The organism is Pseudoalteromonas sp. (assembly GCF_036960685.1).
Lineage (GTDB): Bacteria > Pseudomonadota > Gammaproteobacteria > Enterobacterales > Alteromonadaceae > Pseudoalteromonas.
In genome coordinates, this window is sequence record NZ_JBALXK010000001.1 from 429,130 (window position 1) to 444,024 (window position 14,895).

A 14,895-nucleotide genomic window follows, 5' to 3' on the forward strand; every position below is an offset into this window, starting at 1 on the left:
AAGGTATTACCAAGGCTTGGCGGTAATAATGTAACAATGTTGCTCTTTGAGGTGTTCAAGTAACACCGCAGTGTCGCCTGATGTAAATTGCTCGTCATTTTCAGCTCTAACTTCAATTAGCTGTTCAGTGCCTTGAAATTTAACCCGTGCTTGGCCGAATGTGTTGGTTACTTTGCCAGTGGCAATAACACACTCTAAACCTAGTAAATCAGAGCTTTTTGAGGTTTCTGCGCTGCTAAAAAAGCGCTGTAAGGGGCGTGAAATAATGGCCGCAATTGGTATAGCAATTAGCAAACAAACGCCCAGCATGAGCACGCCAGAAATATAAAACCAGATACCATCCCCTAACAAGTAAGCAAAAAACTTGTGGGCATAAATGCTGATCAACCAACTGCTCATCACTACGAGACTAATAGATACGGTAATTGGAATACCACCAAAACCCATGCTAAACCATGAGCTCAATCCTGAGCTTTGCGACGCGTCGGCTTCAATATCCAGATCTGACTCAAACATATCAATGTCAGCGAAGCCAATAAGGGTTATTAGCCAAAACAACATCACAACTAACAACAGGGCTGAAAAAATAACGGTGGGGAAAGTAAGCGCTAAGTTTAAAAATTCCATCATTACAACTATCCATTTATTTTAAACGCATTAGGCGATAAAACTTTTTATCATTTAGTCGCGTAAATGTTAAGTGTTTTATGGAAAATCAACGTTGTTAATATAAAAAATTGTAAATGAACTACTACTTTGAAACGTTAACTTAGCTTAATTAACGACTTAAAGGCTAAATTAATAGTGGAGTAAAACTAGCAATCAACATTAATTGGCTATACCATTCGCGCTTTATTTTTGTACCCATAGCAACGAAGCTAGACTTAAATCGTCAAGAAAGGACACAAATGCGTTATTTTCTGCCTATTTCATTACTTGCGTTATCTTGCTCTGCTACTGTTAATGCGCAGCAGTCTGAAACTCGTCAATGGTTCAACTCAATTCAATACACAACCTTAGAAAATACAAGTTATGACTATGACACGATGTACTTATCGAGCCATTACTATTTTGCGCCGCAGCAAAACTCTGGCGTATGGGATGATTACGGCTACTTAGACACTGATTCAAATATCAAGTTAGATTATTCCAATAATGATTTAGCCAACAGCTTTGGCGTATTTGGCGAAGGCTTTTACGGTAACTGGTTTGCAAACTTAGAATTTTCTGATTTGAGTGAAACAGATGATTACTCTGTAGGTGTTGGTTATTTATTTGCTGACAATCTAAAAGTATCTGTGCAAATGCAAGAGTTTGAAAATACCGATACGATCTATCAATTTACAGCGCAATATAACTATCAACTTAATGATAGTGATTATCTGGGCCTTACAGCTCAAACTGACGATGAATTAGAAATATGGAGCTTATCAACTCGCTATTTTGCACATCTTTATGCTGATAGTTATTTAGCTCTAGATGTTGCTTATCACTATAATAACTTTAATCCTTATATAACTGGCCTTGCAAATTATTATTTTAATCGCCATGTGGCAGTTGGTGCAGGTGTTGCTGATTCTAAATTATTACTTGAAGCTAAGTACTTTATTAATAGTCAATATTACTTCACCGCTAACTTTTTCGACAGAGCGGACGGTGAGGTATATAGCATTAAATTTGTCGCACAGTTTTAATGAGTGAAAAATCAAAACGCCGCTATTTAGCGGCGTTTTACTTTGTGGCTATGACAACCTAAGTTACATATTACCCAGCGTTATCATCATTGCTGTATACATTTTAAGGTTGAGCTTAAGTTGCTCAATTGTAATAAACTCATGCTCTGAGTGGCCGGTGTAGCGCTTACCTGGCATTGATGGCCCAAACGATACGGCATTATCAAATAACTTAGCATTAGTGCCGCCGCCAATAGACACAAAGCTAGCCTCTTGATCACCAGTAAAATGCTTAAAAATATCGAGTAATGCTTGAGCATGGGGTGCGCTGTCGAGCAACATTGGCGTGCCAATAATCACTTGCGTATCTTTTAAAGTGACCTGATTACTCGTCTGCCAATTAGTCAGTGCGGTGTCGATTTGTTGTTTAAGCACAGCTTCATCTTTACCAACAGGACGGCGTAAATTCACCGACAAAGTAACGTCGTTACCATCACGCTTTAATACGGTTGGCGAGACGGTCATCGGCCCCATAAAGTCATGTTCGTAAGCAATATCACCAAACTGTTTGCCGTATAAATCAAGGCCAATTAGTTGATTTACAAACTCAATTGCTTGACCATCACTGTTATTTTCAAGCTCAATACCTTTGAAGATTTCTGCTAAATGAGCAATTGCGTTATGCCCAGATTCTGGCTCTGATGAATGTGCTGACATACCCTTTACGGAAACTTTAATTGCTGAATCAAGTTCAGTAATGGCCACTTTAACATCCGTTAAGTTTGCAACATTATCATGTAATTTAGCTAGTTCTGCTTCTGTTGCATTATGTAATATCGCACTGGCATCTTCAGGAATTTGACTCACAAATGCACCGCCAGTTAAATCGCTAACATAAGCATCTGCTTGCGCTGATGTACTGGCAAACGTTGGCGCGATTAAGCTCCAGCCTTTTTCAGCAACAACTACAGGGTATGACGCATCAATCGTCACTGCGTATTTAGGTTGCTGGTAGGTTTTCATAAACTCTTCAAGCGGAGCCCAATCAGACTCTTCCGCTAAGTAAATCATCAGCTCAATACGATTATCAAGGGTGATACCTTGATCTTTAATAGCTTTCATCGCATACAGTGCGGTGACAATGGCGCCTTTATCGTCTTCAGTACCACGGGCAATTAACTTACCAGGCTCTGAGGTTATATCCATCTCAAACGGGCTATTTTTCCATTTACTGGCATCCGCTGGTTGCACATCACCATGAGTTACTATGGTTACTTTATCTGTTTGCTGACCCATACCTATAAGTACGGTATAACCTAAGTCTTGGAAATCAAAACCAAGCTCAGCGGCTTTCATTTTTAAAAGCGCTTTAAAGCCAATAAAGTCTGGGTTATCAGGTGTATTGATGCCGTCTTTATTAACAGTCGGGTAAGAAACTAAGTTAGCTAAGGTATGAATTTGCGCATCTTGATATGTATTGACCGCATATTGCGCCGCAGCATCGCTGCGCGTATCAAGGTTAGCATGTGCATTGGCGGTCAAAAGTGCCAAACTGGCTAAAATAAACTGTTTCAAAACAAATTCCTATTTTTTAAAAGACCAAGAATTGGATAAACCAAACGACTCTACAATTGTAACGTTGTTAACCTTTATTAAGCCAGCACTGTACCTATAGCTACAGGATTTTATAGTTGAATATTTAAATAGCTAATAGCTTTAATAACACTGTATACTATGCCACCAATTTTAAGCGCGTGAAGATAAACCATGAACCGCAGAAAAAAGATCGTTACTAAATTTAATCAAAGAGATAAGCGCGCTAACGCTAAATTACACAAAAGTAATAAGCCTACTTACGTTTCTAAAGCTGAACGTGAAAGATTGGCTTTACTTGTTGAGGAACAACCAGATGCTTTAGTAAATGATGAAGCGTGAAAGTGAACACGCTTCTCTCGTAAGCCTCTAAAGGTCAATTTGCTGCCAGCTATCGTCTTTGAGTGTATAGATATAGGGTGATATTGCATAAGCAAGCTCAGGGTATTGACTGTAAGTGATCCCTGCTACAGACATTACTGCCTTACTGTCACTTTTACTGGCCATAAGTAAAATATTGCGGCTAGGTATGCCAATAATAACCTCCCCAGGAATTTTTTGTTTAAGTAACTTTTTGAATGATGGCGTAAGAATAGCTGTTGCTTCATAATTTTCATCAGCAACTAACATATAAACATCACCATGGTCTCCGATGTCTAATTTTTCTATTTTGGCATTAATGGCATTTAAATATTCATCTAAATTAGCGATTGCTTTACTTCTTAAATTACGACTTGATAACGCTAAGCTTTGAAAGTCTTGTTGAGTAAGAAAGCGTAAACTATCAGGTGAATCTATTGCATAAAACACCAATAGCTCACCTGTTAACTTTTCAAAATAAGGCAGCTGTATTTCGCTAGCCCCCGCAGCTGCTAGCTGACTTTTCACTCCATCTAAATAACTTTGTGATTTTATAACTGGCCGTAACTGGCTAATATTAAGTACATCTGATTCATCTAAATTTTGGTATTCAACTTGACTGGCGATAAAGTCTGCTAACGCTTCATCCATACTTGCTTGTCCTGAAATATAACGTGCATAGCTATTTGCTAGATAACTCGTTACTTTTAAACCATTTTCAAACTCGATTTCAATGACAAGATTATCTATATGATTGAAGGTTGCTTGCTTAAGTGCCAATTTCGCACGTTCAGTATACTGACGTGTAAATTCTTGTTCCGAAGTACTAGCGGCAAATCCGGGGATGCTAAATATGCTTATTAACACAAATAAAAGAGGGTAAAACTTCATAGCTTAGGTCCTTTAACTATTCATTATTTTTAATGAGCTAATAGTATGTTTTAAAAATAACATTAACAATGTTTCTTAAGTACGAAAAAGGCCAAATTATTTGGCCTTTAAAAGAACTTAACTAATTTCCTATTTATTAAAACGCGTAGCTGATACCGGCATTAAGTGAGCGACCTTGTCCTGCTAATTGGCTGAAGCCTTGGCTTTGCTCCACGTTAAACTGGGCAATACTGACCCCACCTAAAGGCTGCTGGTAGTATTCGTCAAGTAAGTTAGTAATTGCCAACCTAACGGTTAACTTATCCCATGTCGCCTTAGTGGCTAAATTCACTAAGCTATAACTGTCGGTTTGGTTTTCTAAACGACGTGGATCAACGCGGGTTTTACTATCGACCCACTGCCAACTTAATGAGTTTTGCCATTTACCGAGTTGTTGCTCAAGAGCTACTTTGCTGTGCAGTGGCATTATTTGATATAACGGCTCATCACTGTCATCACGCTCGCCATGGGTGCTAGTAAGCGCGGCGGTTAAATCCCATGTACCTGCAGTTTTACTATCAACAACACGGATAATACCTTCAAGTTTTGCACCGTAAAGTGTGGCATCTAAATTGGTAAATTGCAGAGTATTACGCTCAGTTAATGCCATATCTGTGCGGTTAGTGCTGCCAACAACAGTAACATCAATATAATCATTTACTTTTGTGTACCACGCATTGCCAGTTAGTTGCCATGTACCGTCTTGTGCTGATTTAGTATATGTACTACTGAGGGTATGTGCGGTTTCAGGGTCTAAATCAGGGCTTCCGATATAACCGTTGCCATCACCAAACCAACCTATCATACTGGTCGACATGGAGCTTAAACCCCAGCTATAGCGCTCATATAAATTAGGTGCACGATTTTTGCGCGCTAAACCGAATTGCAGTTCACCTTCATTACTCAGTTGATAGCGTAATAATAAGCTAACATCAACGAGTGTATCGCTGCGCTTTCTATCCATCGCATTAAATTCTTTTGCCGCAGCTAGGTTAGGATTGCCCATATTCATACCAGGCATATCACCCATATGCATATCGTCGGTCATGTCTGAATATGGCTGTACTTCGCCTGCATTCGCTTGCACATATTCAATGCGTGTACCAGCAGAGAACCACCACTTGTTATTGAGTTGTTTTTGTAATTCAACAAAACCAGTATAGCGGTCGCGCTCACCATTATTTATATTCACATAATCATTTGGCCCCATCATCATTGAGCCTTCTATAGCCGGCCACCAGTCATCAATACGATAGCCATAGTATTCTTGGCCGAGCAATAATGTCGTGTCAGCGTCGAGATTTAAACGCCAGTTTAACTGATAACTTAAGTCTTGCGCATCGGTATTCATTGGCATCATGCCGGTTTTTTCATCAGTGAAAAAACCCATTTCGTGCTTTACATCGTTATAGTTAACTTGGGCTTGAAACTCACCACTGTCGATTGTGCGTTTATATTGGGTGATCAAACCGTAACTGGTGTTATCAGTCATATCCATATATTGATTAGGAAAGCCCTGAAACGGTATTTTTTGATGGGTTAATTTAACCACTAGCTGCTGTTTATCATCTCGCAGTGCAGCAGTTAGTGCATGATTTTGTACGCGATAAAGTGTATCTAGAACTAAATCACCGTTACCATCTTCATAGCTATCAGCATCTTCAAATGAACCTTGATAATTTAAGCTAAACGTATCACTGGCTAAACGCGCCCCAACACCTACCGCTTGGGCATTATTGGTACTGCGATATTGTGCTGATAGGTAGCCTGAATGCCAGCTAAGCGTATCATTTTCACCATATTGTGGAGCAATGGTGTTTACTTGAATAACGCCAGCAATATTATCGCCACCAGCGCTTACTGGCGAAATGCCTGCAACCACTTGATAAGAGGATACCTGATTAGCCGAAACATAGGATAAGGGTGGATTCATTTGATTGCCGCATGCTGCTGTAACATCCGCGCCATCAACAAGCACTTTAACTCTATCGCCCATCATGCCATTTAAAATTGGCAAACTCGATACGCCACCTGCCGCAGAGAAATCTACCCCTAACTCAGTTAAAAGCTGTTCAGCAGAACCTAAATTTGCATGGCTGTTAACGTTTTGGCCTTGTACTTCAATCACTTCAATTGAATCATCAGCCAGTACATAAGGAGAGACTAAACTCGCAATGCAAAGTGCTAACGGAGAAAGTGCATAATGTGAATTGATAGGTGGATTGTGGTTGCTCATTTTATTCTTTAATTACAGCAGGTTTAAGATAAGCAAAGTATATAACTTGACGACATCACTGAACACGCGACAAATTGTCGCACCCCAGGCTCTGACTCGATGTTTATTGTTCTTATTTTAAACATGCTTATAGCTTTTAAAAGGCTGTTAAAACACTAAAAACATAAAATAGCCACAACCACTGAAAATTTATTTTTCATCAGCATACCGCTTAATAACCAAGGTGAATATATCAAGTCATTGAAAATTAGAACGTTCCTATTCAGCCAAAAACGCTGCAATCTAAAATCGTATTTTCTGCACTAAATACACTGTTTTTAGTGCAAGACGCTGACTTATTTTTATCATACAATTGCGGTTTAATTCATTCTTCAAATTTGCAGTTTCCTGCTTTTTATTAAATAAATCATTTACATTTTTATCGTCAGTCTTTTTACAAGGGTTATCTATGTCAGCTGATATCAGCGCTGCCAGTAATACACTAAGCACCACCGCTATTTTGTTAGTACTTGCTTTGGGTACTTTTATTTTAGGCTTGTCGGAGTTTTCGATGATGCCGATGTTGCCATTGTTCAGCGAAACATTTGCCTCTACTCCAGCACAAAGTGGCTATACCATTAGCGCCTATGCGATTGGCGTAGTGATCGGTGCACCGTTTTTTATGATCACCACAGCAAACATGCGCAAGCGTAATGCTTTGCTATTATTTGTGTCGATGATGTTTATATTTAACGGCTTAAGCGCATTTGCTAATTCGTTAGAGCAACTTATATTATTTCGCTTTTTAAGTGGTTTACCCCATGGTGCATATTTTGCTGTGGCCATTTTATTAGCTGCAGATATTGCACCTGCAAATAAGCGCGCCAGCTTTATGTCTAAAGTATTTATGGGACTTACCATAGCAACGATTGTTGGTGTGCCTATGGTCACCTTAATAGGACAAAATTTTAGTTGGCGTTATTGTTTAGCAGGCACCGCGGTGCTAGCACTGGTTGCACTAATTCTCATTGTGAAATATATCCCTAATACAAAAAATGCAGCTCCCTCGTCGTTATTAAGTGAATTAAGCGTATTAAAAAACAAGCTAGTTTGGTCAATCTTAGGCATCATTATTGTTGGCTTTGGTGGCGTGTTTTGTATTTATACCTATATTGCCGATACCATTTTAGTGATCACCCACACACCGGCTTATACCATCTCAATCGCGATGATTATGTTCGGCATTGGCTGCACGCTAGGAAACTACGTTTTAGGTAAAGCTGCCGATCATGCACCGCTTAAAACCACCGGTATAGCACTTATTGGCGCTGTGATTTTTGCTACAACTTATGTAATGGCAAGCCATAACATTTGGCTACTTTATGCGGTTATATTTTTTATCGGCTTTAGTGTCGGGCTAGGCACCGTTATCCAAACCATGTTGATGGACGTATCTCCACATGGCCATGCAATGATTGGCGCACTTGTGCAATGCGCATTCAATACTGCAAATGCAATAGGCCCTTGGGTTGGTGGCTTAGCGATTGCACAAGGCGCGCAACCGAATCAAACTGGCTATGTCGCCGCAATCTTATTTGCTGGTGGATTTATTATGTGGTTACTGAGTGCATTGCAAATGGGTAAACAAAAACCGCAACTAGTTGCCCCATAAATAGCACTACACTCTGCGTACTTTAAGCACGCAGAGTGTAGAACTTATGCATCTTCATCTTGAAAGATATCTTCAATTTTTAATTTAAATAACCGAGCGGCTTTAAACGCTAAAGGTAAGCTAGGATCAAACTTGCCTTTTTCAATGGCATTCACCGTTTGCCTTGATACATCAAGTAGCTCAGCTAATTTTGCCTGAGTTAGGTTATGCTCCGCACGCAGTACTTTAAGGCGGTTTTTCATTCTTCGTCCTCAGCGCCAAGTTGTTTAGTCATTACCAAAATACAAACAAAATAACTTATCCCCATAAACATCATTAAATGAGAAATCCCTTGTCGCAGCGAAACTACCCCGCTCGTCTGCAATACCGAATAAGCTAAACCAAACACTACACTGCCACCTAAAGTGATCGCCATCGCATTTAAATGTAACCGTTGCTGCAACTCATCTAAGCCAGCTAAATGACGTTTATTTGCCAAAATCATCATGATACCCGCACTAATATTGATCATAACAGCCGCAATACTAAATAACGTGTTCTGCTCTGCCCATAGAGATTTCGGGCCTAGCGCAGCAAGCGCCAAAGTTAAAACCCATGCCAGAGTCCACTTTGCTAGATAAATTGTGTTTAGTTTGTTGCGTTGTTTGAATGTTAATTCTGTTTGTTGCTTCATGTTCTCGCCTTTTTAGTCAAGTAAACTTGACTCAGTATTGTTAAAGCTTGCAATAAAGTCAAGTAAGCTTTACATAAAGTAATGTAAGTCATACATAACGATAGGCACGATTTAATAAAGCTCCTTAACATTAAACTCGTAATATTGTATTAATTTATTGCTTGCAGTAGGATAAAACAAAGCTGTTTAAAGCAATCTCAATTTTAACAATAACAATGATGAGCCCTGCATGAGTAAATCTGTTTTCTTTGTCGGTGAATGGCAAGTAACACCAGCCACCAATAGCTTACGACGTGGCGCGGACATCAAACAACTTGAGCCAAAAGCGATGGATGTTTTATTGTTATTATGCGAAAAACAAGGAGAGTTAGTTAGCAGTGAAGAGATCATTAATCACTGCTGGCCCACTGTTGCAGTGGGAGATAACCCCTTACACAAAGTCATTACGCAATTACGTAAAGTCTTTGATGACAAAGCCAATGATCCGCAATACATAGAGACAATCCGCAAACGTGGCTACCGCGTTATTGCCAAGATAGATTTCCCATTAAATGAAGAACACAAAGCAAGCCATATAAAATGGCAAGGCAGTTCACCTTTTGTTGGCTTAAGCGCGTTCACCCCCAATGAAGCCGATGTATTTTTTGGCCGAACCAAACAAATAAACACCTTACTACAACGAGTATCGGCGCAAATAAATTATGGCCGGGCCTTTAGTTTATTGCTTGGCTCTAGCGGCTCAGGTAAATCATCGCTAGTTAATGCAGGTATATTGCCGGCATTAATGAGTGAATCGGGCTTTGATGGCTTTCGGGTTGAGTCATACTGTCAGCTTGATTTTGCTGATATAAGTAAAAACCGGCTATTACTCGATTTAGCCTCGACCCTACTGGATTTAGAAATCGACGACGCCCCCGTTTTCACCGACCTGAGTGCCGATACCTTGAGCGAGTTATTACAAAACACGCCCGAGCACGTCATTAGCTACTGTAAAACGGCTTTAAGCCAACAGCAAAACAGCCATATTAAGCCGTATTTGTTTTTATTTATTGATCGGTTGGAAGTATTGCTGTCATCGCCGATTTTTAATGAAGCACAGCGCAGTCACTTTTTAACCATTATTGAGTTATTGGCCACCAGTAACTGCATGATTATTTTTAGCGCCTGTCGTAATGACTTTTACCCCCAAGTGGTTAATCAACCCAGTTTAATGGCGGGCAAAGCCAATGGCGCCCATTTTGACTTATTGCCGCCAACGCGCGCTGAATTAAAGCAAATGATCCGTCTACCGGCTTTAGCCGCGGGGCTTAGTTGGCAGCTTGATCCTGAGCACCAAACACCACTGGATGAAGTTCTCTGTAACGACACCGCCAATAACCCCGATGCCTTGCCAATGTTGCAATACACTTTGCAACAACTGTACTTACAACGCAGCGAAAACGATGAGTTATTAGTCTCTGAATATCAAGCATTAGGCGGTATTGAAGGAGCGATTGGCCAAAAAGCTGAGCAAGTATTTACGCAGTTGCCCAAGCAACAACAAGCCCAGCTGAGCTTGGTATTATCAAAGCTCATTACCCTGCATGTCGATGGTGAAACCCTCACCAGCCGCGCAGCACGTTGGGATGAACTCACCGACCCTGCACAAACACAGCTGGCACAAGCGATGGTTGAAAGCCGTTTATTTGTATCGCACCTTAAAAATGACCAAGCCTGTTTTAGTTTGGCGCACGAGGCGCTGCTGCGTCATTGGCAACGCGCCATAAACTGGATAAACCAACATCAACAAAGTTTAGCCATTAAAAGTCGCTTACAAATTGCCACCGAACGTTGGTTAAACGAGCAAAAACACAGCGACTTTTTATTAGCCCAAGGCAAGCCTCTGCAAGAAGCGCAAAGCCTTTTAAATAATCCGATGTTTAGCTTAAGCGCTGCTGAGTTGAGTTTAATTAAAGCATCAAACCGCCGGGCAAAGCGTAAAAAGCGCGTGTTGCAAGCCACTGCGGTTGCCCTTGTCTTACTCAGTTTTATTGCCAGTTTTATGGGCGTGCGCAGTTACCACGCAGAGCAAATCGCGCAGCAAAAACGACTCGAAGCCGAAAACCTACTTGGCTTTATGGTGGGTGAATTTGCCGATAAACTGCGTAGCGTTAGAAGAATGGACTTACTGGATGGCATAAGCAATAAAGCGCTGGAATACTTTACCAATCAAGCTGAAGAGCCCAGTTCTCTTTTTAGTTTTAACAACCAAAAAGCCGAATTTAACAACCGCTTTCAATATGCGCAAACTCTTGAGGCTATGGGCGAGGTCGCCTATTCCCGAGGTAAAACCGACGAAGCCTATACCGCGTTTGATAACGCCCGCACTCGCCTTGAGGCGCTTTTAAAAATACAGCCAAACAATATAGAGCTGCTCACCCTGGCTGGTGCCAATGCCTTTTGGTTAGGTCAGCTAAGTTATGATAAAAGTGATTACGCAACCACTGAGCCAATGTTTAAAAAATACCAAACCTACAGTGAAGCAATGTACTCACTAGCACCGAATGATTTTAACTCCATTATGGAGCTATCGTATTCACATAACTCACTCGGTTCATTGTATTTAAAGCAATTTAACTATGCTGCTGCAAAACAGAGCTTCACAGAGTCGCTTAATCTTAAAAACAAAGCACTTGCGCTTAAACCCAATAACAAAAATTTACTGCGTGATAAAGCAGACACCATAAGCTGGCTTGCCAGTACAGAAGAAAGTTTGGGTAATTTTAACACTGCTGTAGATATATTGGAAAATGCAGTTACTGTAGTCAAAGAAATGGCTAATTACTACCCCAATGACGCAAGCCTACTTTATATGTCTGCAAATATACATATGCAACAGAGTTACTTACTTAGCTATTTAACCGATAAACGAATAGCCTATGAAAAAGCTCTTTTTGCTAACAAAATTATAAACAAGGCTTTAGATCAAGATCCAAAAGATAATAAATTTCAGCTAATGTATTATCGCTCTTTGACGCACTTATTAATGCTGTCTAACGATAAAAATATTGATTTAAGAATAGAAGAAACTATTAAATTTTTAAAATCAAAAAGTTTCAATAATATCTGGCCTATCGAAATACAAGTTAATCTGATGCAATACTTTATAGATAGAAATTTGCCGCATAAAGCCCTAGAGTTATTAACTATGCTTGAGAATGATGGAAACTATCAGCAGCATAGAGCAAATCAAATACAAACAGGCGATAACGTAGTGCTCACACGGGTAAACTTGATTAAAGCCAAATTAGCAGCAAACAGCAATCAGCGAGAGCAATTTTGCTTAAATGCGCTTAAAGCCATTGCTAAAACAGCAAAAATAAACCAAAGCATCCATATAACGTACCCGCTAGTGCAAGCCTACACTTGCTTAAACCGGGTAAACGAAATACCCAAACTAAAAGTAAGCCTAGTAAAACTAGGCATTACTGATTTTAAACTATAACCATAAATACCAAAGGAAATAATATGACAAGCACGATTAAAAAAGCCGATATTCAAGTACATATTGAGCTTAACAACGGTAAAGCTATTTTTAGCTACACAGAAAATGGTAAAGTCGTTGATGGCGGCGGGATTGTAAGATCTGAAATTGCCGCTACTTACACGTTAGCTCAAGCAACAATCCAACAAGGCTTTTTTTTCACAGGGGTCACAATCACTGATAAAGTAGGCACTTGTGCTCAAGATTTCATCCATAAACTAAGCGAGAACCGCCAAGCAATCACCATCACTGACACAGATGAAAACTCTGGCACGGCCTGTTTAATATTTCACGTTGAGTGTAATGACAAACCTTATTCAAGCCCTGACCCACAAGTTATAAATGAAAGAAAAAACTAATTAACAACGCTTAATATTTAAATTGCACAGGGCTAATTTATCCCTGTGCAATTTTTTATACCTTAAACACCTTAAGGCCAAAAATTACGTATTATTACCCGCAACAACCAATCCTTTATCACTAACTCATAATAAAAAATTAACCTTTAGTTGCATTATGACTTAACATACGAAACACTATTCGAATAGACTGATTTAAAGGAACTATAATGAAAACGAATGTGTTTATTTTATTACTTGCCATATGCATTACCTCACTGGCACACGCTGCAACCACGGGTATGGTATCACACCCGGCGCTTCGATACTCGCCAGCTTAACCAATCAATCCAACAACGCAAATAGCTTACAGCTTGGCGATATTATGACTGATAGCCAAAGCGGTACTGGCCTGCAACTCACCGGCGAAGTGTTACTGCAATTAACAACCGATGCCGACTTTACCAACCTGGCAACCCGTTATGACTTGCAGCTAAAACACCGCGTAGGCGACATTGTTGTTGTAACAACTGCCGCTGATAATCTTCAGCAACGAGTGCAAGAGTTAGCCCAAGAGCCAACAGTAAAGCAAGCAAGGTTTGACCTGCGTGAGTTAGGATTAAGCCCCGACCCACAAGTTGAAAATAAGAAAAAAGAAAACTAAAACTGGCAAATAAAGCCTGAACACTTTGCACAGGTTAGTTAAAAATCTGTGCAAATCAAAAAAAACAAACAATAAAAATCAACAACTTAAAACCAGAAGGTTACCAGAAGGTTTATTTTCACTTTTTTAAGTAAATTTATAGACACCAAAAATGTATGCGAAAGCGTAAAGGAACAATCGTGTCTAAGCAAACAACAAAAAATAGCAAAATACTTAGTGTAATTAAGCAATCGGTAACGACTGGTAAAAGCCTTTCAACTTGCCTTTCTCACTTACAGTTTGGTGCTTTAATTGAATTATTCAACGGCACCAGTGAAGGTATTTTTATCATCGATGAACAAGGTACGTTTGAGTTTGTTAATCCGATGGCGGCACAACTTTTAGGTGACTCTCAGCAGTCATTGATTGGGCAAAGCTTGCTACAATTTTTACACGAAACTGATCGCGATAAATACATGTATACGCTACTAAACTGGTTAGATATAAAAGATACTCGCCTTAACTTTGGTCCTAATGAAGTAAAAATAAATAAAGCGGATGGCAGTATACTGGAAGCCGATTTATCTATTTCTAATATGCCAGAAAGTATAGCGTCTGCACAAAAACTTTATGTCTGCATTCTGCATGATTTAAGTATTCACAAAGCAACATATAACAAATTAAAAGTACAAGCATCTACAGATCATTTAACTGGGCTTGCTAATCGTTTCACATTAGATGAATCATTAAATAAATACTGGTCAGAAAGCATTCAAAGCCACCAGCCATTGAGTAGTATACTCATTGATGTTGATCACTTTAAAAAGTTTAATGATACCTATGGTCATATTAAAGGCGATAAATGTTTGCAAAAAATAGCTAAAGTAATTTTACAATGTATACCATCAAGAGACTGTTTAGCCGCTCGCTATGGCGGTGAAGAATTTGCTGTTATTCTGCCACGTTGCAACCGTGATAGTGCCGCAGTTGTTGCCAGACATATTCAACAACAAATTAATGCCATGACATTTACAGATATTGGCCTACCGCCAGAAGTTAAAGTAAGTGTGAGCCAAGGTATTGCCTGCGAATTTGATAACCAATACCGCACCTGCGAAGCACTTATATGCGCAGCCGATACGGCGCTATACAGAGCAAAAACTGATGGCAGAAATAAAATCAGTGTAAGCGCATAAGTACAAACAAACACTTTACTAACAAGGAGCTATCAATATTAACAAACACCTTTAATTACACATATACTATACTTTAATG

At 39.6% G+C, this 14,895-nt stretch carries 13 protein-coding genes; 7 read left to right on the forward strand and 6 right to left on the reverse strand.

What is annotated here, in order from left to right; translation table 11 throughout:
• Nucleotides 1–6: 6 nt before the first annotated feature.
• Nucleotides 7–630 (reverse strand): DUF1449 domain-containing protein, encoded by a 624-nt coding sequence (locus tag V7783_RS01970; RefSeq protein WP_335677294.1) that lies wholly within the window; start codon nt 628–630, stop codon nt 7–9.
• A 278-nt stretch (nt 631–908) separates the two neighbouring features.
• Here V7783_RS01970 and V7783_RS01975 point away from each other — a divergent pair, with 278 nt between their 5' ends.
• The gene (locus V7783_RS01975) at nt 909–1,694 is read left to right on the forward strand and encodes a putative porin (RefSeq protein ID WP_335677295.1); all 786 of its coding nucleotides are present in this window, start codon (nt 909–911) and stop codon (nt 1,692–1,694) included.
• 63 nt (nt 1,695–1,757) lie between these two features.
• On the opposite strand, the gene V7783_RS01980 is transcribed toward V7783_RS01975, so the two are convergent.
• A complete protein-coding gene (locus tag V7783_RS01980; RefSeq protein ID WP_335677296.1) occupies nt 1,758–3,248 on the reverse strand; it encodes a dipeptidase in 1,491 nt (496 codons plus the stop codon).
• A 192-nt stretch (nt 3,249–3,440) separates the two neighbouring features.
• On the opposite strand from V7783_RS01980, the gene V7783_RS01985 reads away from it, so the two are divergent.
• Nucleotides 3,441–3,608, forward strand: coding sequence for a DUF2986 domain-containing protein (locus V7783_RS01985; RefSeq protein ID WP_335677297.1), 168 nt, complete (start codon nt 3,441–3,443; stop codon nt 3,606–3,608).
• Nucleotides 3,609–3,635: 27 nt separating this feature from the next.
• On the opposite strand, the gene V7783_RS01990 is transcribed toward V7783_RS01985, so the two are convergent.
• Nucleotides 3,636–4,517, reverse strand: coding sequence for a DUF1444 family protein (locus V7783_RS01990; RefSeq protein ID WP_335677298.1), 882 nt, complete (start codon nt 4,515–4,517; stop codon nt 3,636–3,638).
• A 136-nt stretch (nt 4,518–4,653) separates the two neighbouring features.
• Nucleotides 4,654–6,792, reverse strand: coding sequence for a TonB-dependent receptor (locus V7783_RS01995; RefSeq protein WP_335677299.1), 2,139 nt, complete (start codon nt 6,790–6,792; stop codon nt 4,654–4,656).
• A gap of 448 nt (nt 6,793–7,240) precedes the next feature.
• On the opposite strand from V7783_RS01995, the gene V7783_RS02000 reads away from it, so the two are divergent.
• Nucleotides 7,241–8,443: an MFS transporter gene (locus V7783_RS02000; protein ID WP_335677300.1), complete on the forward strand. Its 1,203-nt coding sequence runs from the start codon at nt 7,241–7,243 to the stop codon at nt 8,441–8,443.
• Nucleotides 8,444–8,487: 44 nt separating this feature from the next.
• Here V7783_RS02000 and V7783_RS02005 read toward each other — a convergent pair whose 3' ends face one another.
• Both V7783_RS02005 and V7783_RS02010 read right to left on the reverse strand, forming a co-directional pair.
• Entirely contained in the window at nt 8,488–8,685 is a 198-nt protein-coding gene (locus V7783_RS02005; protein WP_335677301.1) for a helix-turn-helix transcriptional regulator, read from the reverse strand.
• A complete protein-coding gene (locus tag V7783_RS02010) occupies nt 8,682–9,116 on the reverse strand; it encodes a hypothetical protein (protein ID WP_335677302.1) in 435 nt (144 codons plus the stop codon). The genes V7783_RS02005 and V7783_RS02010 overlap by 4 nt, the downstream gene beginning before the upstream one ends.
• 229 nt (nt 9,117–9,345) lie before the next feature.
• Here V7783_RS02010 and V7783_RS02015 point away from each other — a divergent pair, with 229 nt between their 5' ends.
• From V7783_RS02015 to V7783_RS02030, 4 genes are all read left to right on the forward strand, one after another.
• Nucleotides 9,346–12,600: an nSTAND1 domain-containing NTPase gene (locus tag V7783_RS02015; RefSeq protein WP_335677303.1), complete on the forward strand. Its 3,255-nt coding sequence runs from the start codon at nt 9,346–9,348 to the stop codon at nt 12,598–12,600.
• Between the two features lie 23 nt (nt 12,601–12,623).
• Nucleotides 12,624–12,998, forward strand: a complete 375-nt coding sequence (locus V7783_RS02020) for a DP-EP family protein (RefSeq protein WP_335677304.1) — start codon at nt 12,624–12,626, stop codon at nt 12,996–12,998.
• A gap of 364 nt (nt 12,999–13,362) precedes the next feature.
• On the forward strand, nt 13,363–13,641 hold the full coding sequence (locus tag V7783_RS02025; protein ID WP_335677305.1) for a hypothetical protein: 279 nt from the start codon (nt 13,363–13,365) through the stop codon (nt 13,639–13,641).
• 221 nt (nt 13,642–13,862) lie between these two features.
• Nucleotides 13,863–14,816 (forward strand): GGDEF domain-containing protein, encoded by a 954-nt coding sequence (locus tag V7783_RS02030; protein WP_442961336.1) that lies wholly within the window; start codon nt 13,863–13,865, stop codon nt 14,814–14,816.
• Nucleotides 14,817–14,895: the final 79 nt, after the last annotated feature.